Genomic DNA, 22,954 nt, shown 5'->3' on the forward strand with positions numbered 1-22,954 from the left:
ATGCCCTGCGGTGCTTACAGCAAACCGGCTTCGGCCAGTTGGGCACGGCGCGGGTCGCCCTGACGCGAGAGCATCCAGCCCGGATACTCGGCGGGCAGGGCGCTCGCGGCGTCGATTTCGGCCAGCTCACGGGCTTCGAGCTTGACGGCGGTGGCAGCGATGTTGTCGTCAAGCTGATCGGTACGCTTGGCGCCGATGATGACCGTGGAGACAACCGGCTGGTGCAGCAGCCATGCAAGGGCGATCTGCGCGACCGACACGCCCTTTTCCGTCGCGATGCCACGCATCACGTCGATGACATCGTAGGCGCGCTCCACTTCCACGGGCGGGAAGTCGAAGCTCTGACGGCGGCTGCCCGCTTCCGACTGACCATCACGGGTGTACTTGCCCGAGAGCAGGCCACCGGCGAGCGGGCTCCACACCATGAGGCCGACGTTCTCGCTGCGCAGCATCGGAACGATTTCGCGTTCCAGATCCCGCCCGGCGACCGTGTAGTACGCCTGTAGCGACGCGAAACTCGCGAGGTTGAGCCGTGCCGAGATGCCGAGCGCCTTGGTGATTTGCCAGGCGGCCCAGTTCGAGACACCGATGTAGCGCACGTCGCCCTGACGCACGAGAGTGTCGAGTGCCGAGAGCGTTTCTTCGATTGGCGTGGCCGGGTCGAAGCCGTGCACCTGATACAGATCGATGTGATCGAGGCCGGTGCGCTTCAGGCTGGCTTTGACGCCGTCCATGATGTGATAGCGCGACAGGCCGCGCGAGTTGGTGCCTTGCGCACCCGTGGCACCGAAAACCTTGGTGGCGACCACGACGCTATCGCGCGGCACCTTGAGGTTGCGCAGTGCTTGCCCGGTGAGAATTTCCGACTGGCCTTCCGAGTAGACATCGGCCGTGTCGATGAAGTTGATACCGGCGTCGAGTGCGCGGCCCACGAGGGTGTCGACGTCGTTCTGCTGCAAGTGTCCGATCTTGCTCCACAGCTCGCCCTGACCGCCGAAGGTCATCGTGCCGAGGCACAGTTCCGAGACGAAGAGGCCGGTGTTGCCAAGTTTTCTTTGTCGCATTGCATTGCTCCGTTGAAGTCGCCACCCGCTGCGGATGCCATCGGGGGAGACGGCAGGCACGGGATGGGATGCATTATGCGACGCGGTGCATCAGGCAAGCAGTACCTGTTCCTACACATTTCCTGCCTGATTCTGCAATGCGGGTCCATATCCCCGGAAAGGGCGAGAAATATGGCCGTGAGATGACAGCCGGGGCGACGCGTGCGAGCGGAAATTGTCAGATTCTCCGGATTTCGTGCTTGATCGTGTCGATCCTTCGTTGGAGGATCAGGCAAATTCCTCCGGCGGGCGTATGCTGTGCGTCATCGCTGTCTTGCACGGCTTGGCTTGTGGAGCGTTTCAAATGCATCTGGTCAAAACACCACCGCCGGTGATTCCCGCGAGCGAGTTTGCCGACGACCCGTCGCACACGGCGCGGAGTGAACTGGTGAGATTGCTGGAGCGCGCGACGCACGGGCTCGAAGGGACGACGCCCACGGCGGTCGGGGGCCTTTTTGTGCACCGTATTCTTCATCCGGGCGGGCCGAAACCGGCGTTGCAGTTGCCGGCATTTGCGGTGATCGCTCAGGGGGCAAAGCGTGTGCAGATCGGCGACGAGAGTTATGCCTACGACCCGATGCACTACATGGTCTCGTCGGTGCACTTGCCGGTGGTGGCGCAAGTTAGCGGGGCAAGCGAGCACGCGCCGTATCTGGGTCTGCGACTCGATCTCGCGGTCGACGATGTGACGGCGTTGATTGGCGATGAACACTTGCCGCCGCCCGCGCCTGCGGAGAGCGGCCGTGGCATGTACGTGAACCGTCTTGATGCGTTATTGCTCGATGCCGTGTTGCGTCTGCTGCGACTGCTTGAGACGCCGAGAGACATTCCGATTCTTGCGCCGATGATCAAGCGCGAGATTGTCTATCGTCTGCTGATGAACGGGCAGGGCGTGCTGCTGCGGCAAATGGCGTTGCAGGATAGCCAGATGAACCGCGTCGCGCATGCGGTGCGCTGGTTGCGAGAGCATTACACGCAGCCGTTGCGAGTGGAGGCGTTGGCGCAAGAAGTGCACATGAGCGTGTCGTCGCTGCATCACCACTTCAAGCTGGTGACGGCGATGAGCCCGTTGCAGTATCAGAAGCAGTTGCGATTGCAGGAAGCGCGCCGGCTGATCTTCGCGGCAGACATTGCGGTGGCCGCTGCTGCGCAGGCGGTCGGGTACGAAAGCGCCTCGCAGTTCAGCCGTGAATACGCGCGTGTATTTGGTGAAGCGCCACTGCGTGACAAGCGTCGATGGCTGCAAGAGGGCGACGCGGGGGCGGGGGCACGTTAGCGCTTGCGGTGAGCTGAATCAGCCTGAATCGCGTATTGATTTTCTCAATGCGTACGCGACGCACCCAAGGATTCATCAATGAAACAAAGTGGAAAACCTTCCATCCCACAGTCATGGGTGTCGTAAGTCGGCACCAGACTCAAGGGAGGTTTTCGATGGCGATGATCGTGGCAGGCCGATTCACGACGTTCGATCAGGCAAATCTGGTGGCGCGCCGGTTATATGACCGGGCGTTTCCACCGGCCGATGTTTCGGTATTCTTTCTGAACCCGACCGGGCAGCATGCGAAGTTTCCGACGGGGGGTGACGTAGACGCCGATGCGGCCGCTCGACCGGCAGGTAAGGGCGCGGCGCAGGGCGTGATTGCGGGCGGTGCCTTCGGGTTAGCCGTCGGCGCGTTGCTGTTCGTCGTCGTGTGGCGATTCTGGCTCGTGCCGGTCGTCGGCATGATGGCCGGTGCCTATCTGGGCGCGTTTCTCGGCGCACTGCGCCGCTTGCGTGGACGCGAAGCCGTGTCAGCCGCGCAGGCAGGCATGCGTGACGCGGGCGTGATGCTCGCGACGCATGTGAGCGAATCCAATGCCGATACGGCCATCGCAGTATTGCGCGATGCCGGTGCTGCGTCGATCGAGCAAGCTAACGGTGTCTGGGAGGATGGCGAGTGGCGCGACTTCGATCCGCGCCAGCGCGGTCGCAATGCAGGTGCGACCGACGGTCCCGGCGAGCCGATCGTAGGCGTCGCGGCAAACGATCATCCGGCGTCGGAAGCGTCGGAAGCGTCGACGAGGCGCAAACCCCGTCGCACCGATTGGTTGTGAGCAGACACGCTACGGGCAATCTCGCGATGAGCAATTCCGATCAGGCCCATGTATCCTTTAGCGACCTACCTCGCAGGAGGCTTGTCATGCTGTCGATTCACACCGGTTTCGTTGTTTGTCCGACCTGCAAGTCCCGCTTTGCCGTCGCCGCGAGCGAACCGTCAGTGCAGGCCCTCCACGACTATCTCCACTCCGGCGCGCAGGTAAAGTGCCCCACCTGCGACACCGTCTTCGCGACGGGAAGTGCGAAGAGCAGCATCGAATTCGAACCCGTCAACGACGGCGTGACACTCACACCCTCTCCCGAGCGGAGCGTCGACGGGCTCGATAATCACTGAAGCCAATTGCGGTGCAATTACAACGGCGTCAGCACCGCTTCGCCCGCCTGATAGCGACGCGTGTTCTCGATGAACATGGCGATCGTGGCGGCTTCGGCCTCCGGTGAGCGGCCGGCGACGTGCGGGCTCAGCACGATGTTCTGCAAGTCGATGAGTGCCTTCGGCGGTGACGGTTCGCCCTCGTACACATCCAGCCCGGCGCCGGCGATCGTGCCGTTGCGCAGAGCGTCGGCGAGTGCGGCCGTATCCACTGCGCTGCCTCGGCCGAGATTAACGAGAAAGCCGTGTTCGCCCAGCGCACGCAACACCTCGGCATTCACCATGTGCAGCGTTTCCGCGCCGCCCGGCGCCGTCACGACCAGATAGTCGGCCCATTCAGCCAACGCCACGACGCTATCGAAATATTGATAATGCGCAGGCACATCGTCGCGCTGTTTGCGATTGCGATAGCCGATCTGCATGTCGAAGCCTTCGCCGCGCTTGGCAAACTGTTTGCCGACCGCACCCAGCCCCACGATCCCCAGCTTCTTGCCCGACACGCCCGGTTGCATCGGCAACGCGTCGCGCCACACGCCCTTACGGCATGCGGCGTCGTATTCGGGAATGCGACGCACGGCGGCCAGCAGCAGCGCAAAGCCCTGATCGGCTACCGTCGGCGCGTTGGCGCCGGCACCGTTCACGGCAACGATCTTGCGCGCATGCAACGCGTCGAGATCGAGGTTTTCGTAGCCAGCGCCCAACGCGCTGACCAACTCGACCTTCGGCAGATGCGTCAGCTCGGCGGCGTTCATGCCGCGTGAGCCATTGGTCAGCACGAAGCGGGCGCGCGCGCCTTCGTCACCCCAGCCTTCAGGGGTGGCGTGATGGCTCGGGCGATAGATCACATCGAAATAGGTTTGCAGTTCGGACAACTGCTCGGGATGCATCGGGATAATGACCAGCAGTGGGGGCAGCGACACCTTCAATCTCCGGCGACAGGGTGGAATGACAGCCGATACTGTATTCCTATCTGCGAAGTCTTGCGCAATGCAGCAACGCAATTTCTTCGTGTCGGCGAAAGGCACGTCCCAAATGCCTGCGGGCGCCCTCGCATTAAGCGAAAGGCGCCCGCATCGCATGGCATTACGTCACAGCATTTGTTTCGTTACGACTGTCGAAACGACGAGCAACAGTCTCTCGAACGCATCGAATGACTCAGGCCGCCGCTTCCAACGCCATCGTCGCTTCGCGATGACGCAAACGTCCCAGCGTCAGCATGGTCGCACCGGCCAGCACGGCCGGCACACCGATAGCGGCGAACAGTGCCGGCATCGACCAGCCCATGGCAAGCATCGACGCACCGCCGACCGACCCGACCACTGACCCGAGACGGCCCACGCCGTTGGCCCAGCTCACACCAGTCGCACGGCAGTCGGTCGGATAGAACTCGGCCGACAACGCATTGGCACCCACTTGCCCGCCCGACACGCAGAACCCTGCCCAGAACACGGCCACCGACGCGAGCACCGGAGAACTGGCGAGCGGGCCGACGGCGGCGACACAGATACCGGCCAGCGCATAAGCGGCCGCCAGCACGTAGTGCGGATTGAATCGGTCCATCAGCCAGCCGAGCACAATTGCGCCGAGCGTGCCGCCGACCTGAAACATGGCGGTGACGATCGCGGCATTGCGCAACGTCAAGCCATTCGTGCGTAACAACGTGGGCAGCCAGCTCGAGAGCAGATAGATCACCAGCAGGCTCATGAAGAACGTGAGCCAGAACAGCAGCGTGCCGCGCAGCAGCGCCGGCTTGAACAGATGCCCCACGGGCGACGTGGTCGACGGCTTGGTCGCGACGTTGAACGTCGCGCCGCGCAAGTCTTCATTCGGCGCGATCCGTTGCAGCGACGCCGCAATACGTTCCGGTGCCTTGCCGGCCATCACGAGATATCGCACCGACTCCGGCAACGCCCGCACCAGAATCGCACCGAGCACGAGCGGCATCACGCCACCCACGATCAGCACCGAGCGCCAGCCAAATGCCTCGATGAGCCCTGCCGATGCCAGCCCGCCGAACGCCGAGCCCAGCGTGAAGCCGCAGAACATCGTGGTCACGAGAAACGACCGGCGCGACTCCGGGCAGTATTCCGAAGTCAGCGTGATCGCATTGGGCATCGCACCGCCCAAGCCGAGCCCAGTCAGAAAACGCAGCGCAATCAGTTGCCACAATTCCATCGACCATGCCGAGGCCAGACTTGCCAGCCCGAAAAACACGACCGAGAAAATGAGGATCGACTTGCGGCCGAACTTGTCGGCAAGCGGTCCGAACAGGAACGCACCCGCCATCAGTCCGGCGAGACCCGCACCGAAGAGCGGTGCAAGATGCGCGGGCGTGAGCGACCATTCCGCGCGAATGGCTGGGGCGATGAAGCCGATGGCGGCCGTGTCGAAGCCGTCGATGGCGACGATCAGAAAGCACAGTACGACGATCATCACTTGAAACGGCGAAATGCGATGCCGGTCGATGAACGCCGTAACGTTGATGGGACTCGCTGGCATGGGGTGTCTCCTCGAAGGTGCCAGAAGCGTCGCGGCATGGCTGCCGCGTACGCGAATGCATTGCGTTTTTTTGTTATCTGAACGGCAATGCCACTGCTGTTATGCGTCGCGCAACCACGGTGTTTGCGACAGGCAGTTCTCCGCACGCCAGCCGTGCAGCCATTGCAGCGCGTCGTAGAACTGCGGCTGCGTGCGGCCCTGCCAGAGCGAATTGCGCACCCAGCGATCCACACCCTTGGCGTGATACACACGTCCCATATCGCGCGCGCCGTACAGCACGCGCGCCGTGCGCGGAATACGCGCATGTTCATAACGCTGGAACGCATCGACGAAGTCGCCCTTGGCCGCGACATACGCGGCGCCCAGCGTGACGGCGTCTTCCAGTGCCTGACAGGCACCCTGCGCGATGTATTGCGTCATCGGGTGTGCGGAATCACCGAGAATCGTGGCGCGGCCAAAACTCCATTGCTCCACGGGGTCACGATCAGCGGTCGCCCAACGGCGCCACGAGGTCGGGCGGTCGAGCATCTGATGCGGCAGCGGGTCGATGCCCTCGAAGTACGACAGCACTTCTTCCTTGCTGCCGTCGCGCACGCCCCAGACTTCCTGCTCGCGGCTGTGAAACGTCACCACCAGGTTGTATTGCTTGCCGCCGCGCAGCGGGTAATGCACCAGATGGCAATGCGGGCCTGCCCACACCACCGGCGCGTTGACCTGCAAATCGTTCGGCATGTTCTCCACGTCGACCACGGCGCGATACACCACATGCCCGGTCACACGCGGCTCGTCACCGATCAGCGCGTCGCGCACGGCCGACTTCACGCCATCGCAACCGATCACGGCGTCGGCCGTGTGCCGCTCGCCATGCTGATCGATCACCGTGACGCCGCTATCGTCCTGCTCCAGCGAGACGACGCGGGTGGCCGTCTTGAACTGAATCAGCGGATTGCGTTGCACTGCTTCCAGAATCGACAGGTGGATGTCGGCGCGATGAATCACCGCATACGGGTTGCCGAAGCGCTCGCGATACGGCGCACCGACGTCGACTTCGGCGATCACGCTGCGGTCGATGGCGTCGCGCAATGTGATGTGATCGGTGAAGACCGACCGCTCGCGTGCGGCCTCGCCGACACCCAGCGCGTCGAGCGCGGCGAAGGCGTTGGCGGCAAGCTGAATGCCTGCGCCGATCTCGCCAATGGTCTCAGCCTGCTCAAGCAGTTCAATGCGCACGCCCTGATTCGCGAGGGCGAGTGCGGCGGCCAGACCGCCGATGCCGCCGCCAATGACGAGCGCTTTCGGTTGATGGGGTTGTGTCATGGTTGTCTCCTGCTGCCTCTTCTGGCGCTACTGCTGTCGTTCCGGGCCGTCAATCTCACGCCGTGAAATCGGGCTGCTTGTCGGGCGCTGCCGCTACGAAGGCGGGATGGGCGGCGGCGTGCTCGAACACGGCCAACGCGCGCGGATACGCCGACAAATCGCAGCCCATACGCCGGGCATTCGCGATTTGCGGAATCAGGCACACATCGGCCAGCGTCGGCGCCTCGCCGAAACACCACGGGCCGTGGCCGTGCTTCGTCAGTAGACGCTCCACACCGGCCATGCCTTCGGCGATCCAGTGCTGATACCACGCGTCCTTTTGCGCAGTGGTCAGCCCGAGCGTGCCTTGCAGATACTTCAGAATCCGCAGGTTGTTGACCGGGTGGATGTCGCAACTGATCAACGCGGCCAGTTCCAGCACCCGGGCACGCGCTTCCATGTCTTGAGGCAACAAGCGCGGCGTGGGGTACTTCCCGTCGAGGTAATCGAGAATCGCGAGCGACTGGCCGAGCGAGAAGTCGCCATCAACAATCGCGGGCACCACGGCCGACGGGTTGACCTCATCGACATAGGCCTCGGCACGATGCTCGCCGACGCGAATGTTCACGCCAATGGTGTCGAACGCGAGGCCCTTGAGCGCCAGCGCAATGCGCACGCGATAGGACGTCGAGCTATTGAAGAAGCTGTAGAGCTGCATGACCGTAATTGCCTCAGACCACGCGCACGGTGATCTCGCCCAGACCTTCGACGGCGGTGACCATCGTCTCGCCTGCCTTGACCGGACCCACGCCTTCGGGCGTGCCGGTGTAGATCAGGTCGCCCGGTTCGAGGCGGAAGAATTGCGACAGATACGACACGGTTTCCGCCACTGACCAGATCAGGTGCGTGATGTCGCTCTTCTGCTTCTGCACACCATCGACGGTCAGCGAAATCGCGGCCTTCGCGATGTGACCCACGCTCGACACCGGATGAATCGGGCCGATCGGGGCTGACGCATCAAACGCCTTGCCGATTTCCCACGGACGACCCATCTCGCGCATTTTCATTTGCAGATCGCGGCGCGTCATGTCCAGACCGACTGCATAGCCCCACACGTGTTCCAGCGCCTGATCGAGCGGAATGTCGGAACCGGCCTTGCCAATGACGGCAACGAGTTCGGCTTCGTAGTGATAGTTGCTCGTCTGCGCCGGGTACTTCACTTCCAGCGTTTGGCCGTAGGCCACGGGCAGCACGGCGTCAGCCGGCTTGCAGAAGAAGAACGGCGGTTCGCGGTCCGGATCGAAGCCCATTTCGCGCGCATGGGCGGCGTAGTTGCGGCCCACGCAATACACGCGGCGCACGGCAAATTGATCGTTGCTGCCGACAACGGGGACGGCGACGGTGGCAGGCGGAGCGAAGACGAAAGACATAGTGTTTGACTCGACGAAGAAATGAAAAATGGTGGGGTCGTGTGCGGCGATCAGGTGCGTGATTCGCGCAGCAGATTCAGCGCGGTGAGCACCGGGCGGTCCGAGTAGCTGAACAGCACGGCGTCTTCCAGTGCGGCGAGTTGCACCGGCGCCCACGACGGCACGACAAAGTGATCGCGCGGTTCGAACTGGAACTGCTCGTCGCCAATGCGCACCGTGCCGCGCCCTTCGACCACCGAGAACACGGTGGCGTCGGTGCTGCGATACGTCTTGCCTTGGAATCCGGCGGGCAAGTACTGCATGAACGTGGCCATGGTCGGCATGGGCCAGCCACCGGTGGCCGGATTGACGTAGCGCAGCTTGATGCCGTCCCACGGATCGAGTTCGCCATTGCGATACAGCGTGTCGAGCGCTTCGCGCGAGCGGGCGTACGGGTAGCTGAAAATCGGCGACGTCGGGTCGCTCACCTTGTGGCGCACCGGCAGCATGTTGAAGCCGTAGCGCGCGAAGCTGTCGCCTTCGGGGCGCTGCACCGGCTGCTGAGATTCGGGGTAGTTTTCTGCAAAACCGGCATCGAAATACTGCACGAGCGGGATATCGAGTCCGTCGAGCCAGACTACCGGCTCGCCATCGGCCGGATTGCCGTGGTCGTGCCACGTCCACGACGGCGTGATGATGAAGTCGCCCGGATGCATGGTGGTGCGCTCGCCATTCACGGCGGTCCACGCACCACGGCCTTCCACGATGAAGCGCAGGGCCGATTGCGTGTGACGATGGCTCGGGGCGATCTCGCCCGGCAGAATCAACTGCAATCCGGCGTACAGCGAGCCGGTAATGCTTGATGAGCCCGGCGTGCCCGGATTTTGCAGAATCAGCACGCGGCGCACGGCTTCTTCAGCGCTGATCATGCGACCGGCTTCCATCACCAGTGGCCGCACTTCGTTGTATTTCCAGATGGCGGGCACCACACGCGGGCGTGGCTGAGGCGGCACGAGACTGTGCAGCGATTCCCACAGCGGGGCCATGTGGTTGCGGCCAATGTGCTCGTAATAGGCAGCGCGCTCGGCGCTGGGGGCGCGTTCGGACATGCGTGTCTCCATATCGGTGTTTTTGGCCCGGCGGCACCGCTGGACGGGGCCCCGGTCGGTCTATGGATAGCGTTATACTCGGCCAGACATAACTTCTGAAATGAAAAAATCATCGGATCCATACGAAAAAACGTATGGCTCGGATGACTTTAGAACCGATTTGAAGGCACCGGCGTGTGCCCGGAGACTGCGCATGGATTGGACCCATCGCTTGCGTCTGCGCAACTTGCAGATGCTGCTGACCCTCGCGGAGACCGGCAACATGAGCCAGTCGGCGGCGTTGCTCAACACCACGCAGCCCGGCTTGTCGAAGTGGCTGAAAGATCTCGAGGACGATATCGGCCTGCCGCTGTTCGAGCGTCAGGCGCGCGGCTTGCGGCCGACGGCCTACGGGGAAGCCCTGATCGAACACGCGCGCCGCATCGAGGCGCAGCTCGACACCGCGCGCGACGATCTCGACGCCATGCGCGAAGGCGGCAGCGGGTTGGTGGCGATCGGGACGTCGGGCGCGTCGTCGGCGGATACGGTGCCGCTGGCGGTGCTACTGCTGTTGCAGCGCATGCCGCGCGTGCAGGCCCGGGTGATTGAAAACACGATGGACCGGTTGATGAACCAGCTCGCGCACAGCGAGATCGACATCGTGGTGGGACGCTCGGCGCCGGAATTGCAGGATCGCAGCGTCCGCGCGGAAGCGCTCTATCTCGAGCCGCTGCACTTTGTAGCGCGCGCCCGGCATCCGGTGTTCTCGCTCGATCAGGTGGATTGGCCCGACATGCAGCGCTATCGCTGGGTGGTCTGGCCGCGCGGCACACCGATTCGAAATGCATTGGAAGCGGCGCTCGCTGAAGCGGGTTACCCGTTGCCGAGCGATACGGTCGAATCGAATTCCACCATCCTCAACCTCACGCTGCTCAACAACAGCGACATGATCGGCTTGGCGTCGCATCGCACAGCGAGCCGCTTGCAGGCATTGGGCGCACTGCGCATCGTGCCGCTGCGACTCGCAGGGTTTGGCGCCATTTCGATGTATTGGCGCGACGACGGTGCAAACCGCGCGGCGGTGGTTGCTGCGCTCGATTGCCTGCGCAGTGCGGCAAATCGCTCGTTAGGCGATGCCGTTGCGGGCATCGAGAGCGACGGCCAGTAACTGGGTAATCAGCCTGCGGGCGCGACACGCCGGCGTCGCAGCGATGCCAGATGCGCGGCCATCGCATTGGACGCCGCCACGCTGTCGCGCGCTTCGATCGCTTCGAGCACGGCGTGGTGCTCGTCCTGCGTGTGGGGGAGATCGCCGGGCGCCAGCACCCGCAGCTTCCAGAGTCGTGCGGAGCGCTCGTGCAGCGAGCGCATGATGTCGGTCAGTGCACTGTTGCCCGCCGCCTCGGCAATCACGGCATGAAAGTCGTGATCGATCTGCATGAACCGGTCGCGATCATCGTCGCGGTTCAACTCGCTCGATGCCGCGAGCAGCGCGCGCATGCGAACCAGTTGTTCGTCGGTGCGACGTTGGGCAGCGAGCGCTGCAACGTTGGCTTCCACGGCCCATCGCGCTTCGAGCAGGTCGAGAATCTCGTCCATCGATTCACGGCGAATCTGCAAACCCTTACGCGGAATGATGTCGATCAGGCCTTCGAGCTTGAGACGCTGAATCGCGTGATGCACCGGTGAGCGGCTAAAGCCGATGAGCTCACAAATCATCAACTCGTTGAACAACTGACCGGGACCGAATTCGAGCGACAGAATGCGGCGCTTGATCTCGTCGTAAGCCTGCTCGGCGAGCGACGGCCCCTTGCGAATACGTGTCGAAGCACTGCCGTTGGCATCGCGTGAGGGCGCGGCGCGTGACGTGCGGATCGGTTGTGCGGCGCTGGCCGTGGCGGGCATCTCTCTAAAGCTTTTCATCGACTCTTTCCAACCTTTCCAACGGAATGACGCCTGCGGGGCAGGCAAGCGCGGCGTTGCCACTTCGGGGTCAGGCAAATGGCCAGTTGCGCGAGGGCAACCGAGCGGCGTACGTCGCGCCAGGTGGCGATCGCATCGGCCACGACAGGCTGCGCGCATTCTATCGCAGCGCCATCTCGCGTCTGCCGCTGCCCGCACGCCGCCAGTGACGCGGCGCAGACACCCGCAGCCCGCAGCCGTCGTGTGAGCAATCCCACGGCAGCGCGTCGGCATGTGCGAACCAACTCGCGCATCATCCCACGCGCTTTGCGCCGAACCATGCCGCGAACATTCAGAAGCCGCATCGACATTGCCTCATGACCCAGAAACCTCGGTATGAATAATTTTTCGGTTGCAATTCTGTAACATATCACACAACATTTCACACACTATATTACGACCCGCAAGCGCACACAACTGCTTTTCTGGGAAGTGTGAAGGGTGCAGTTCCAACCCGCAGCTGGGCGTGAGCATTGGCGTGCAAGTGTCATCGGCTGGTATCTCCTTGGGAGTCGGGTAATGGCAATGAACAGCAAGCGTCGGCAGGTAGTACAGGCGATCGGGGCCGCGACAGCGGGTTGGATGGCGGGGTCGTGGGGCAGCGCGCAGGCACAGAACAAGCCGCCGGGCGAGCTCACGCTGTCGCTCGATTTCACGGTGCTCGGCCGTCATGCGCCGTGGTACGTCGCCCTCGGCAAGGGGTACTTCAAGCAGGCCGGTCTGAACGTCAAGATCGTGCCGGGACAGGGCACCGCCCAAGCCATTCAGGCACTCGAATCGGGGATCGCGCAGTTTGCGTTTTCCGATGTGGTGTCGCTGGCACTGGCCCGCGCTCGCGGCGCCAGCAGCGCCCGCTTCGTGGCGATGAACTACCAGAGCGCGCCCTACGCCATTTTCTCGCTCGCCTCGGGGGCCAACGCCGGTTCACCCGACAAGCTCACCGGTCTCGAGGTCGCCAGCGGCGCGGGCAGTTTCTCGCCCAAGGTGATTCAGGGCTTCATGAAACAGCACAAGCTCGACCCGGCGTCGATCAAGTTCGTCAATGTCGACGGCTCGGCGCGCGTGAGCATGTTGCTGAGCAAGAAGGTGCCGGCCATCGAGAACTTCATCTTCAGTCAGGTGGGCATCGAGAAAGTCCTGCCGCCGGGGCAACTGACCACGTTGCTGCTCGCGGCCAACGGTCTTGAGCTGTATGCCAACGGCCTGCTGGTGAAAGACGAAATGATCAAGGCGCAGCCCGACACCGTGCGGGCTTTCGTCAAGGCGGCGATGCAGGGCTGGCGCGACACGCTGGCCGATCCCGAGGGCGCCGCCACTGTCATGGCGAACTACGTGCCCGGGCTCAATCACGAAGTTGCTGTGGGCGAAATCAAGTTGCTTGCCACGCTCGCACAAAGCCCGGCGACCCAGCAGAACGGGCTGGGCTGGATCGACGCCGATCGCATGAAACGCAGCCTCGACTTCATCGCACAGAACATCGGCATCACCGGCAAGGCGCCCACGGCGGCCGAGTTGTACACGACAGAATTTCTACCGAAGGTGGGCGCATGAACGCACCTCGCGACGCCGCGCACGCCATTGCGTCCCAAGCCAGCGCGGCTCCCGCTGCTCGACCCGTTGTTCAACGTGTTTCCCAGCCGTTCGCCGAGATCGAAGGCGTAAGCAAGGTCTACCCGCCGCGCGGCAAGAATGCGCAGACGGTCGCGCTCGAGAGCGTGAGTTGCAGTTTCGAAGCGGGCCAACTGGTCGCGCTGCTGGGGCCGAGCGGTTGCGGCAAGACTACGTTGTTGCGTGTGGTCGCCGGGCTGACTCGCCCGACGACCGGTGTGGTGCGCATCGACGGCCAGCCGATCACAGGCGCGCAGCGCGACTTTGGCATCGTGTTCCAGAGTGCGAATCTGATGCCGTGGCGCAACGTGCTGACCAACGTGTTGTTCCCGATGGAAATCCTTGGGCGCGCCGACGCCGCCGCTAAGTCACGCGCACGCGAACTGCTTGAGCTTGTCGGACTGGCATCGTTTGCCGACGCCCGGCCGCACGAACTCTCGGGTGGCATGCAGCAGCGAGTCGCGCTCTGCCGAGCGCTGATTCACGCGCCGCGCCTGTTGCTGATGGATGAGCCTTTCGGCGCACTCGATGACTTCACCCGCATGGAGATGCACGACTTGCTGCTCAACGTGCGCGAGCACACGCGGGCTGCCGTGATGTTCGTCACGCATAGCATTTCCGAGGCGATCTATCTCTCCGATCAGGTACTTGTGTTCAGCCGCCGCCCGGCGAAGATTGCTGAGCGCATCGACATCGATCTACCGTATCCGCGCACGCAAGAGATGCGCTTCACGCCGCAGTTCACCGCGTACGAGCGCCATGCAAGCGCGTCGCTGGGAGTCGTGAAATGTCAAAAGTGAATCTCCGTGCCGTGGCTTACCCGACGCTGGGCATCGTGTTCGTCATCGTGCTCTGGCAGCTCTACGTCACGATGTTCAGCGTCTCAATCGCGGTGCTGCCTACGCCCGCTCAGATTGCGCAATCGTTCGTCAGCGACCGTGCCGCGCTCGTCTCGCAAGGCTGGGTGACGTTGCAGGAATGCATTTACGGCTTCGGGCTGGCGTTCATCGTGGGCGTGCCCATCGCCTTCGTCATCGCGAATTCTCCCGTACTCAACCGCATGTTCTACCCGCTGCTCATCGCGATGCAGTCGGTGCCGAAGGTTGCGCTCGCACCGATCATTCTCGTGTGGCTGGGTACCGGCATCGAATCGAAGCTGGCGCTCGTCTGGCTGGTGGCGTTCTTCCCCATCGTGGTCGATACCGCTGCCGGGCTGCGCAACACGCCGGTGAGTCTGCTGGAACTGGCGACGTCGCTGCGTGCTACCCGCATGCAGATCTTCACCAAGATCCAGATGCCTGCCGCGCTGCCGCACATCGTCTCGGGGGCCAAGATCGCCGTGACGCTGGCGGTCATCGGTGCCGTGATCGGCGAGTTCGTCGGGAGCAACGAGGGCTTGGGCAATCTGCTGCTCGTGGCGAACTCGCAACTCAACACGCCGCTGGCGTTCGCCGCCTTGATCTCACTCGCGATTCTGGGGCTTGGGTTGTACGGCGCCGTCGCGCTGATCGAAGTCGCGCTGCAACCGTGGCTGCCGCATACCGCCGAGGCGGCGTAGCGGCAACAGGTGCCGCACTGAAAGGTTACGCATCAATAGAAGCGCCGTTGTGCAGGCACACCGACGCACCGACACGTCACACAGGGAGATCGCTCCATGAGCAGTGAAGACCGCCAGTCCGCACCCGCCGGTGCCCCGATGCCCTCGCTTGCCGAGATCCTGCTGCACAGCGAAGCGATGCCGTGGCGCGATAAGTCGCTCGCAGGCATTGCCGAAAAAATGTTCTGGCGCGACGAGGCCACCGGCGCATCCATCGCGCTCATCAAGTTCTCGAAAGGCGCCGGTATTCCGGCACCGCATTCGCATGCGTCGAACCAGTTCATGTACTGCCTGAGCGGGAAGTACGAATACACCTCCACGGGCGTGACGCTGCTGCCCGGCAGCTTCTACTGCAACCCCAAAGGCAATGTGCACGGCCCGACGATGGCGCACGAAGAAACCATCGTGGTCGAGATTTACGACGGGCCGCATTACCCGCAAAAGCCTGACTGGTACACGGACGAGCGCGATGCCCACTGAACACGTTCCTGACGATCTGCCGCCCGCGCAACTGCACACACTGATCGCCGCGCTGTTCGCGGCGGCGGGCGTGTCGGCGGCCGGCGCGGAGATCGTCGCGCACGCACTGGTGGCGGCCGACATTAGCGGCAAGGCGTCGCACGGTGTGATGCTGGTGCCGATGTATCTGGCGCGCATGAAGGCAGGTTCGGTGACGGCTGCCGACGAAGCGAAGATCGTGCATGACGGCAAGACCACGCTGGTGCTCGACGCCGCGAATGGGCTTGGGCAATTGAGCGCGCATCAGGCCTGTCATCTCGCCACTGTTCGGGCGCGTGAATATGGCCTCGCGATGGTGACCGTGCGTAACGCGTTTCACTTCGGCGAAGCAGGCTACTGGGCGCGTCGCATGGCGGATGCGGGGTGTGTCGGCATCGCCATGGCCAACACGCGGCCATTGATGCCTGCGCCGGGCGGCGCGCAACGGCGCGTCGGCAACAACCCGCTCGCCATCGCCATGCCGCACACCGACGATGTGCCAGTGGTGCTCGACATGGCAATGAGTGCTAGCGCGATGGGCAAGATTCGTCTCGCGGAACGCGCGGGAAAAACACTGCCTGACGGCTGGGCCACCGACGCACAAGGCGCACCGACCCGCGACCCGGCGACCGCCATCGCGGGCATGTTGCTGCCGGCCGCTGGGCCGAAAGGCTTTGGGCTCGCGTTCATGGTTGATCTGTTGTGCGGCGGCCTGTCCGACGGCGCAGTGGGCGATCAAGTGCAGCCGCTGTATGGCGACACCGCCACGCCCTACGGCAGCGCACAGGCGTTTCTCGCCATCGACCCTTCGCACTTCGGCTTGCAACAACCGCTCGCACAACGTGCCAGCGATTTCGCGCGCGCCGTGCGCGAATCGCAGCCTGCACCGGGTGTCGAGCGAGTATTCAGCCCCGGCGAACAGAGCTGGCAGTTTGCGCAGGACCACTGCGAAGAGTGCCCCGTGTCAGCCGATACGGCCCGACAGTTGAGCGAACTCGCGCGCGCGGCAGGCATCGACGTGCCTGACGCGTGGCAATCCCTTTGACGTTTTTCCGCAGCAGAACAGGACTCTCATCATGGCAAAAGAGCAGATCAGTACCGACGCCCTGCGCACACCCAATGGGCATTTCTCGCAAGCAACGACCATCGAAGCGCGCGGCAAGCTCGTCTTCATCTCGGGCATGACGGCGCGTTGCCCCGACGGCAGCATTGCCGGTGTGGGCGACATCGAAGCGCAGACGCGTCAGGTGTGCGAGAACATCAAGAATGCGGTGACCGCTGCGGGCGGCACGCTCGACGACGTGTGCCGTGTTGATGTGTACGTGCGCAATATGGAGCACTTCGAGGCCATTCACAAAGTGCGGCGCGAATACTTCCGCCCGCCACTGCCCGCATCGACGATGGTCGAAGTCACGAAGATGGTGTCGCCCGACTATCTCATCGAAATCAACGCGATCGCTGTGTTGCCCAACGCCTGATCGCTTTCCTTGATGCGATTCGAACCCTGCAAGACAACGCGAGACAACTGAGACAAGTCATGGCTTTCGCTACGCTGCTTCACAAGAATCAACAACGTATTGCTATCCGGCACGACGACGCATGGGTGCTGCTGCCGGTCGCCATGGGCGACATGGTGGCGCTGATCGAAGGCGGTGCCCCTGCGCTCGCGCAGGCGCGTGAGTACGCCACGGCGGCACAGGCCGAGCGCGTGCCGGCAAGCGATGCGCATTTGCTGGCGCCCATCACGCGTTATCGACGCGACGTGCTTTGCACGGGCTGGAATTACTGGGATCACTTCGAAGAAGGCAAGGGCAAGCGCGACGGACAGGATGTGCCGAAACCAACGGCGCCGACGTTCTTCACCAAGGGACCGGACACCGTTCTCGGCCCGTACGACGACATTGCTTACGACGCCACCGTCTCGGCCAAATGGGATTACGAAGCCGAGATGGTTGTCGTGATCGGCAAGACGGGCCGCAGTATTCCGGTGGAACGCGCGATGGAACACGTGTGGGGCTATTGCCTCGCGAACGACATTTCGCAACGCGATCTGCAACGCCGTCACGGTGGTCAATGGCTCAAGGGGAAGTCGCTCGACGCCTCGATGCCACTCGGCCCGTGGCTGGTGCCCGCCGACGAGATCGACCCGGCGCGCGTGCATCTCGAATGCGTGGTGAACGGCACGGTGTTGCAATCGGCCAGCACGGCGCAGATGGCATTCTCCATTCCTGAGCTCATCGCCGAACTGTCGTTCGGCATGACCTTGCGCGCAGGCGATGTGCTGCTCACCGGCACGCCGAGTGGTGTGGGCAACGCGCGCGAGCCGCAGATTTTCCTGCACGAAGGCGACGACGTCGTCGTGCGCGGCAGCGGGCTGGGCGAGTTGCGCAATCGTCTCGTGAAGGCGAATCTGCGTGGCGAATCCGGTGTGAAGATCGACGCACCGGTGCAGGCCTGACGACGGCAACCCGACGAGGATTCTCATGGACAAGGTGGCAGTCAGCGGACTCAACGGCTTCGGCATGACGGTGCCGGATCTGGAGAGCGCGAGCAAGTTCTACGGCACGTTCGGCCTCGACGTGACAACGTCTGCCGACGGGCAAGCCCTGTTATGCAACTGTGTGGGCCGCAGCGGCGACGAAATCGTCCTCACGCGCGGCGATCAGAAGCGGCTGCATCATCTGTCGTTTCGCATCGAGCCCGACACCGTCGACGCCTTCATCGCCCAAATCGAAGCCAACGGTCTGAAGGTGCACACGCAAGCGCCCGGCGACTGGCAGCGCGAGGGCCTATGGTTCGAAGACCCGTGGGGCACGTGGATTCATCTGCTGCCCGCTGCGGCACAAGCCCTGCCGCGCGTGGCGATGCCGACGTACAACTTCGGCGGCGAGTCGCGGCGCGTGGACGTCAATCTGTGGCAAACGCTGGACAAGTCCCGTGTGCCGTTGCGCATCGGCCATCTGCTGATCTTCACGAATGAATGGGAGCGCGCCGAGCGTTTCTATGCCGACGTGCTCGGTTTGCGCACGACCGACCGTGCGGCGGGCAAAGTGGCGTTCATGGCAGCAGGCGTGGGCGTGATCGACCATCATTGCTTCGGGCTCATCAACAGCACGCACCGGGGTTTTCAACACGCGAGCTTTCAGGTGCCGGGCTTCGACGATATCGGCTATGGCGCGTGGCGCATGCGTGACGCCGGTTATGGCGACGGGTTCGGCCCGGGGCGGCACGCCATCGCGTCGAACCTGTTTCACTACGTGCGCGACCCGTGGGGCAGTTGGGTCGAGTTCTATGCCGACATGGACAAGATCACCAGCGCGTGGGTGTGTCGCGACTGGAACGACCTGCCTTATACGTGGGGGCCGCGCTGGTCGCCCGAGTTCTGGGGCAAGGACATGAATGCGAATCTGGAACCACGCTGATCGTCGCTGAAGCCGGCAGATGACCGGCATGCGGCAGCGAGCAACACAACCGGAGCAAGGGCCATGGCAATACCTCGCATCGCGCTGGACGTACACGCGCATCTCGCGCCTATCGAGCCATCACGGCTGTTGAGCATCGACGGCGTGCGCTGGGACGCGTCGCAGCGCAAGCTCGACGTCGACGGACATATCGTCGGCATCGGCGCACTGTTCTCCCCCGAATCGTTGATCGCGTGGATGGACGAGCAAGGCATCGAGCGCGCGTGGGTGTCGATTCCCCCGCCGCTCTATCGCGCACATCTCCCTGAAGAGGACGCGCGTGTCTGGTGCCGGTACGTCAACGATGCGCTTGCCGATGTCTGCGCGAAGCACGACTCGCGACTCTCTGCGCTGATACATCTGCCGCTTGAGCATCCCGAACTGGCGCACGAGATCGCGGCGGCGAACACTCGGGAGACACGCTACGCGGCGGCGGCTGGCGGGTACGACGGCACGCTGTCCGACGACGCCTATGCACCGTTATGGCGTGTGCTCGACCGGCAGGGGGCGTTCGTGTTCCTGCATCCGGGCCATTGCTGCGACACGCGTCTCGCGAACTTCTATCTGGAGAACCTGATGGGCAACCCGGTGGAGACGGCCGTGGCGGCCTCGCATCTGGTGTTCGGCGGCGTCGCTGCACGGCATCCGAAGATCCGCTTCTGTCTGGCACACGGCGGTGGCGCGACGGCCATGCTCGCCGGCCGGTACGAGCGAGGCTACCGGACGGCGCGGCCCGGTGTCGATACGTCGCTGCCGACGCCGCGCACGACACTCGGGCGCTTCTATGTCGACAGCATCGTGCACGATCCGCAGGCGCTCGCGCTGAGCGCATCGGTGTTCGGGCGGGACCATGTGTTGTTTGGCTCCGACTGGCCGTTTCCGATGGGACTGCTCACGCCGCACACGCAGTTGGCCGACGCCGACCCGGCGCTGGCCGAGGCTATCCGCACGGAGAACGCGCACAAGCTGCTCGACGGCCTGCGCTGAGCGTTTTCGGATGACGTTGCGCGGTTTGCCGGCCAGCGCACATGGTCGCAACCCATGCTGGCAGGGGCACCGTAAGCTGGCCCCCGCGTCATGCCCGCCGTTTGCTACACTTGCCGCCTGAAAAGTCACTCTCTCGGGGCGTCAATGATTGGCCGCATCTCCGGCATCTTGCTGGAAAAGAATCCGCCGCACCTCCTGGTCGATTGTCAGGGCGTTGGCTACGAAATCTCGGTGCCGATGAGCACCTTCTTCAATTTGCCGAACGTTGGCGAGCGTGTGACGCTGCTCACGCAGTTCATCGTGCGCGAGGACGCGCAACTGCTGTTCGGCTTTGGCTCGGTCGATGAGCGCAACACTTTCCGCGAATTGCTGAAGATATCCGGCGTGGGCGCACGCACCGCACTGGCGATCCTCTCGGGCATGAGCGTGGCCGACATTGCGCAGGCCGTGACGCTGCAAGAGTCGGGCCGTCTGGTCAAGATTCCGGGCATCGGCAAGAAGACTGCCGAGCGTCTGCTGCTTGAACTCAAGGGCAAACTCGGCGCGGAACTGGGCACGGCGCCCGGAACCGCGAAGCCGCACGACCACAAGAGCGACGTGGTCAACGCGCTGCTGGCGCTGGGCTACTCCGACAAGGAGGCGCTCGCCGCCGTCAAGACCGTGCCCGAAGGCACGAGCGTGTCCGACGGTATCCGGCACGCGCTCAAGTCGCTCTCGAAGGGCTGATCTGACGCTCGCAAACCTGTTGGCGTGAGGAAACGGCATGCAACTCCGGTGGCTTGAAGACTTCGTCGAACTCGCACGCACGCGCAGTTTTACGCGGGCGGCCGAGAACCGTTTCGTCACGCACCCAGCGTTCGGGCGGCGCATTCGTGCGCTGGAAGAATGGGTTGGCACCCGGCTCGTCGAGCGCACCAAGCCGCTTGAACTCACCGCCGCAGGTACCGTCTTTCTCGATGCCGCGACCAACGCGCTCGAAATCCTGCACGGCGCCCGCACGCATTTGCAGGACGCCGCCCCCACGCTCGAAAACAATCTGAAGATCGCGACCGGCCGCACGTTGGCCGCGACCTTCTTCCCCGACTGGTATGAAGCGACGGCCTCGCGCATCGGCTTTTTCACGGCAACGCTGTCGACCAGCGGCGCCGAGGAAGCGATTCTGCGGCTGGCGTCAGGCGAGGTCGATCTGCTGCTCGTGTATTCGAGCCCGCACACGCGGCTGCTTATCGATCGGGAACGCTTCGACTGGCTGACGGTGTCGCGCGAGGTGTTGGTGCCGGTGAGCGCGCTCGATGCCAAGGGCCGTGCGAAGTACCGTCTGGCCGCTGGGCCGACACCGATCCCATGGCTGGCGTTCGCCCGCACGCTCACACTGCGCGCCGTGCTCGCGCGCCATTTGGCGGAAATGCCGAACCGGCCCACGCTCAAGCCCGTCTATCAGGCCGATTCTTATGAGGCGATTCTGGCGATGGCCCGGCGTGGTGCGGGCATCGCATGGCTGCCACAGCGCTTGGTGGCCGATGATGTGAGCCGAGGCACGCTTGCCATCGTCGGTGGCAAGGATTGGCAGATCGGTTTCGACATTGCGCTGTACCGGCGGCGCCACCAGCCGCATCACGTGCTCGATGCCATCTGGCAGGCCGCCCAGCGCGACGCTGACGACGCGCCCTGAGCGTGTCGATCCGTCCCGTTTCCTCAGGATCAACTCACCTGCGTTACTGCGGCCGTAGCGATGCCATGCCCTGCTTGAGGTAGTCGATCAGCCGCGCATCGACCAACGTGCCAGCCATCAATTCCGGCTCGTTCATGTGGGCGGCTCGAATCTTCGCGTGTGTCGCGGGGTTGTCGCCAGCGTAAGAACGGAAATACGTCATCCACCGTTGCACAAGCGTCTGAACGTCGGGCGACTGCGGCGGCGTGCCTTTTTCCAGATGATCGCGTAGCTCGCCAATCAGCACCGGCCATTCATACGTGTAGGTCAGATAGTTCGCCTGCAAGAAGCGGAACTCGTCTTCATCGAGGTACTTCGCGTAGATCGCGAACTTCGTTTGCGCGAACGCTTCCTGCACGAAACGCATCAGTTCAGGCGTGATACCTGTTTGCGTCACCATCTGCGATTCGGTCGTGTGCATGTGATTGAGCTTGGCGAGCAGTCGGGCGTCGCCGCCCGTATCGCGCTCGACCATCCCCATCCAGCGGCGCGCGGCCGCCTGTGCCGCCATGCTCTGCGGCGTGTCGCCGCTCGCCATCAGGGCCTGCACATGGGCCACCAGTGCGGGCCATTCGGTCTCTCGCGCGACGTCGTTCTGATACAGCGGCAGGCGGGCGAGTTCGTCTTTCGTGAAGTACTTGTCGTACATGGTCATCAACTCCAGCGTTGTCAGCCATTCGGCAAGGTCCGGCGCTTCGCCGCTGTCCAGTTGCGTGCGCAAGCCGGTGAGCCGGTCGCGCAACCGGGCGGCCTCGTCGATCTGACGCGTGAGCATGTCGATCTGGCGGGTTATCAGCGAGGCCAGCGGTACGTCGGGTCTTGCCAACCAGGTGCCGATGTCGGTCAGCGACATCCCGAAACGACGCAGCGCCTGAATCTGGTGCAGGCGGGCAACGTCGTTGCGGTCGTAGAGTCGATAACCGGCATCGGAGCGCGCCGAAGGCGTGAGCAGGCCGAGCGTGTCGTAGTGGTGGAGCGTGCGCACCGTCAGGCCGCAGCGTTTGGCTAATTCACCGACTTTGAGCAACATCCGGGCACTCCCGTCTTCTGGCGTATGAATAGGGTCTGCTCCCCCTAATTCCGGGCTCGTGAACGTGTTCTACCGGCTGGCTGGCAAGGCGCCCGCAGCGCCGCTTGGTCGCTCCAAGCAAGCTGCGGGCAACGCCGCCAGACGGCCGGTAGGGCACGTTCCCTCCGGGTTGCCCACCCAAAGGGGCGATCGCTGCGTCATGATCCTCGCGAATATTCCCGATATTCACTTCGG

At 63.5% G+C, this 22,954-nt stretch carries 24 protein-coding genes; 15 read left to right on the forward strand and 9 right to left on the reverse strand.

Going from position 1 to position 22,954, the window contains the following annotated elements; all coding sequences use genetic code 11:
- Positions 1–14: 14 nt before the first annotated feature.
- Positions 15–1,064 carry an aldo/keto reductase gene (locus tag AT302_RS03480; protein ID WP_058377230.1) on the reverse strand — a complete coding sequence of 350 codons (1,050 nt, stop codon included), beginning with the start codon at positions 1,062–1,064 and terminating at the stop codon, positions 15–17.
- A 343-nt stretch (positions 1,065–1,407) separates the two neighbouring features.
- On the opposite strand from AT302_RS03480, the gene AT302_RS03485 reads away from it, so the two are divergent.
- The 3 genes from AT302_RS03485 (at position 1,408) to AT302_RS03495 (ending at position 3,535) form a co-directional block, all read left to right on the forward strand.
- Positions 1,408–2,379, forward strand: coding sequence for an AraC family transcriptional regulator (locus AT302_RS03485; protein WP_157125669.1), 972 nt, complete (start codon positions 1,408–1,410; stop codon positions 2,377–2,379).
- A 155-nt stretch (positions 2,380–2,534) separates the two neighbouring features.
- Complete coding sequence (locus AT302_RS03490; RefSeq protein WP_064675028.1) at positions 2,535–3,197, forward strand: hypothetical protein; 663 nt, start codon at positions 2,535–2,537, stop codon at positions 3,195–3,197.
- Positions 3,198–3,283: 86 nt separating this feature from the next.
- Positions 3,284–3,535, forward strand: a complete 252-nt coding sequence (locus tag AT302_RS03495; protein ID WP_058377231.1) for a hypothetical protein — start codon at positions 3,284–3,286, stop codon at positions 3,533–3,535.
- Between the two features lie 17 nt (positions 3,536–3,552).
- On the opposite strand, the gene AT302_RS03500 is transcribed toward AT302_RS03495, so the two are convergent.
- From AT302_RS03500 to gtdA, 6 genes are all read right to left on the reverse strand, one after another.
- Positions 3,553–4,461: a 2-hydroxyacid dehydrogenase gene (locus AT302_RS03500; protein ID WP_058380074.1), complete on the reverse strand. Its 909-nt coding sequence runs from the start codon at positions 4,459–4,461 to the stop codon at positions 3,553–3,555.
- Between the two features lie 268 nt (positions 4,462–4,729).
- Positions 4,730–6,073 (reverse strand): MFS transporter, encoded by a 1,344-nt coding sequence (locus AT302_RS03505; protein WP_058377232.1) that lies wholly within the window; start codon positions 6,071–6,073, stop codon positions 4,730–4,732.
- Between the two features lie 99 nt (positions 6,074–6,172).
- Positions 6,173–7,390 (reverse strand): 3-hydroxybenzoate 6-monooxygenase, encoded by a 1,218-nt coding sequence (locus AT302_RS03510; RefSeq protein ID WP_058377233.1) that lies wholly within the window; start codon positions 7,388–7,390, stop codon positions 6,173–6,175.
- Between the two features lie 55 nt (positions 7,391–7,445).
- Positions 7,446–8,087 carry a maleylacetoacetate isomerase gene (gene maiA / locus AT302_RS03515; RefSeq protein ID WP_058377234.1) on the reverse strand — a complete coding sequence of 214 codons (642 nt, stop codon included), beginning with the start codon at positions 8,085–8,087 and terminating at the stop codon, positions 7,446–7,448.
- A 13-nt stretch (positions 8,088–8,100) separates the two neighbouring features.
- Positions 8,101–8,799, reverse strand: coding sequence for a fumarylacetoacetate hydrolase family protein (locus tag AT302_RS03520; protein WP_058377235.1), 699 nt, complete (start codon positions 8,797–8,799; stop codon positions 8,101–8,103).
- A gap of 50 nt (positions 8,800–8,849) precedes the next feature.
- On the reverse strand, positions 8,850–9,887 hold the full coding sequence (gene gtdA, locus AT302_RS03525) for a gentisate 1,2-dioxygenase (RefSeq protein WP_058377236.1): 1,038 nt from the start codon (positions 9,885–9,887) through the stop codon (positions 8,850–8,852).
- 193 nt (positions 9,888–10,080) lie between these two features.
- On the opposite strand from gtdA, the gene AT302_RS03530 reads away from it, so the two are divergent.
- Complete coding sequence (locus tag AT302_RS03530; RefSeq protein ID WP_058377237.1) at positions 10,081–11,034, forward strand: LysR family transcriptional regulator; 954 nt, start codon at positions 10,081–10,083, stop codon at positions 11,032–11,034.
- An 8-nt stretch (positions 11,035–11,042) separates the two neighbouring features.
- Here AT302_RS03530 and AT302_RS27150 read toward each other — a convergent pair whose 3' ends face one another.
- Complete coding sequence (locus AT302_RS27150; RefSeq protein ID WP_167365775.1) at positions 11,043–11,789, reverse strand: GntR family transcriptional regulator; 747 nt, start codon at positions 11,787–11,789, stop codon at positions 11,043–11,045.
- A 558-nt stretch (positions 11,790–12,347) separates the two neighbouring features.
- Between AT302_RS27150 and AT302_RS03540 the strand changes: the two genes are divergently transcribed.
- The 11 genes from AT302_RS03540 (at position 12,348) to AT302_RS03590 (ending at position 21,651) form a co-directional block, all read left to right on the forward strand.
- The gene (locus AT302_RS03540) at positions 12,348–13,379 is read left to right on the forward strand and encodes an ABC transporter substrate-binding protein (protein ID WP_058377239.1); all 1,032 of its coding nucleotides are present in this window, start codon (positions 12,348–12,350) and stop codon (positions 13,377–13,379) included.
- Positions 13,376–14,236 carry an ABC transporter ATP-binding protein gene (locus tag AT302_RS03545; RefSeq protein WP_084656008.1) on the forward strand — a complete coding sequence of 287 codons (861 nt, stop codon included), beginning with the start codon at positions 13,376–13,378 and terminating at the stop codon, positions 14,234–14,236. The genes AT302_RS03540 and AT302_RS03545 overlap by 4 nt, the downstream gene beginning before the upstream one ends.
- Complete coding sequence (locus AT302_RS03550; RefSeq protein WP_058377240.1) at positions 14,224–14,994, forward strand: ABC transporter permease; 771 nt, start codon at positions 14,224–14,226, stop codon at positions 14,992–14,994. Before AT302_RS03545 ends, AT302_RS03550 begins: the two co-directional genes overlap by 13 nt.
- Positions 14,995–15,090: 96 nt before the next feature.
- Entirely contained in the window at positions 15,091–15,513 is a 423-nt protein-coding gene (locus AT302_RS03555; RefSeq protein WP_058377241.1) for a cupin domain-containing protein, read from the forward strand.
- Entirely contained in the window at positions 15,503–16,576 is a 1,074-nt protein-coding gene (locus AT302_RS03560) for an Ldh family oxidoreductase (protein ID WP_058377242.1), read from the forward strand. Before AT302_RS03555 ends, AT302_RS03560 begins: the two co-directional genes overlap by 11 nt.
- A 31-nt stretch (positions 16,577–16,607) precedes the next feature.
- Positions 16,608–17,009, forward strand: coding sequence for a RidA family protein (locus tag AT302_RS03565; RefSeq protein ID WP_058377243.1), 402 nt, complete (start codon positions 16,608–16,610; stop codon positions 17,007–17,009).
- Between the two features lie 59 nt (positions 17,010–17,068).
- Positions 17,069–17,989, forward strand: coding sequence for a fumarylacetoacetate hydrolase family protein (locus AT302_RS03570; RefSeq protein WP_058377244.1), 921 nt, complete (start codon positions 17,069–17,071; stop codon positions 17,987–17,989).
- A 25-nt stretch (positions 17,990–18,014) separates the two neighbouring features.
- Positions 18,015–18,953 carry a VOC family protein gene (locus AT302_RS03575; protein ID WP_058377245.1) on the forward strand — a complete coding sequence of 313 codons (939 nt, stop codon included), beginning with the start codon at positions 18,015–18,017 and terminating at the stop codon, positions 18,951–18,953.
- Positions 18,954–19,016: 63 nt separating this feature from the next.
- Positions 19,017–19,979 carry an amidohydrolase family protein gene (locus AT302_RS03580; RefSeq protein WP_058377246.1) on the forward strand — a complete coding sequence of 321 codons (963 nt, stop codon included), beginning with the start codon at positions 19,017–19,019 and terminating at the stop codon, positions 19,977–19,979.
- 144 nt (positions 19,980–20,123) lie between these two features.
- Positions 20,124–20,705: a Holliday junction branch migration protein RuvA gene (ruvA, locus tag AT302_RS03585; protein ID WP_058377247.1), complete on the forward strand. Its 582-nt coding sequence runs from the start codon at positions 20,124–20,126 to the stop codon at positions 20,703–20,705.
- Positions 20,706–20,742: 37 nt separating this feature from the next.
- The gene (locus tag AT302_RS03590) at positions 20,743–21,651 is read left to right on the forward strand and encodes a LysR family transcriptional regulator (RefSeq protein WP_058377248.1); all 909 of its coding nucleotides are present in this window, start codon (positions 20,743–20,745) and stop codon (positions 21,649–21,651) included.
- Positions 21,652–21,694: 43 nt separating this feature from the next.
- Here AT302_RS03590 and AT302_RS03595 read toward each other — a convergent pair whose 3' ends face one another.
- On the reverse strand, positions 21,695–22,720 hold the full coding sequence (locus AT302_RS03595; RefSeq protein ID WP_058377249.1) for a MerR family transcriptional regulator: 1,026 nt from the start codon (positions 22,718–22,720) through the stop codon (positions 21,695–21,697).
- Between the last annotated feature and the right edge of the window lie 234 nt (positions 22,721–22,954).

It is taken from the genome of Pandoraea norimbergensis (assembly GCF_001465545.3).
Taxonomy (GTDB): Bacteria; Pseudomonadota; Gammaproteobacteria; order Burkholderiales; family Burkholderiaceae; genus Pandoraea; species Pandoraea norimbergensis.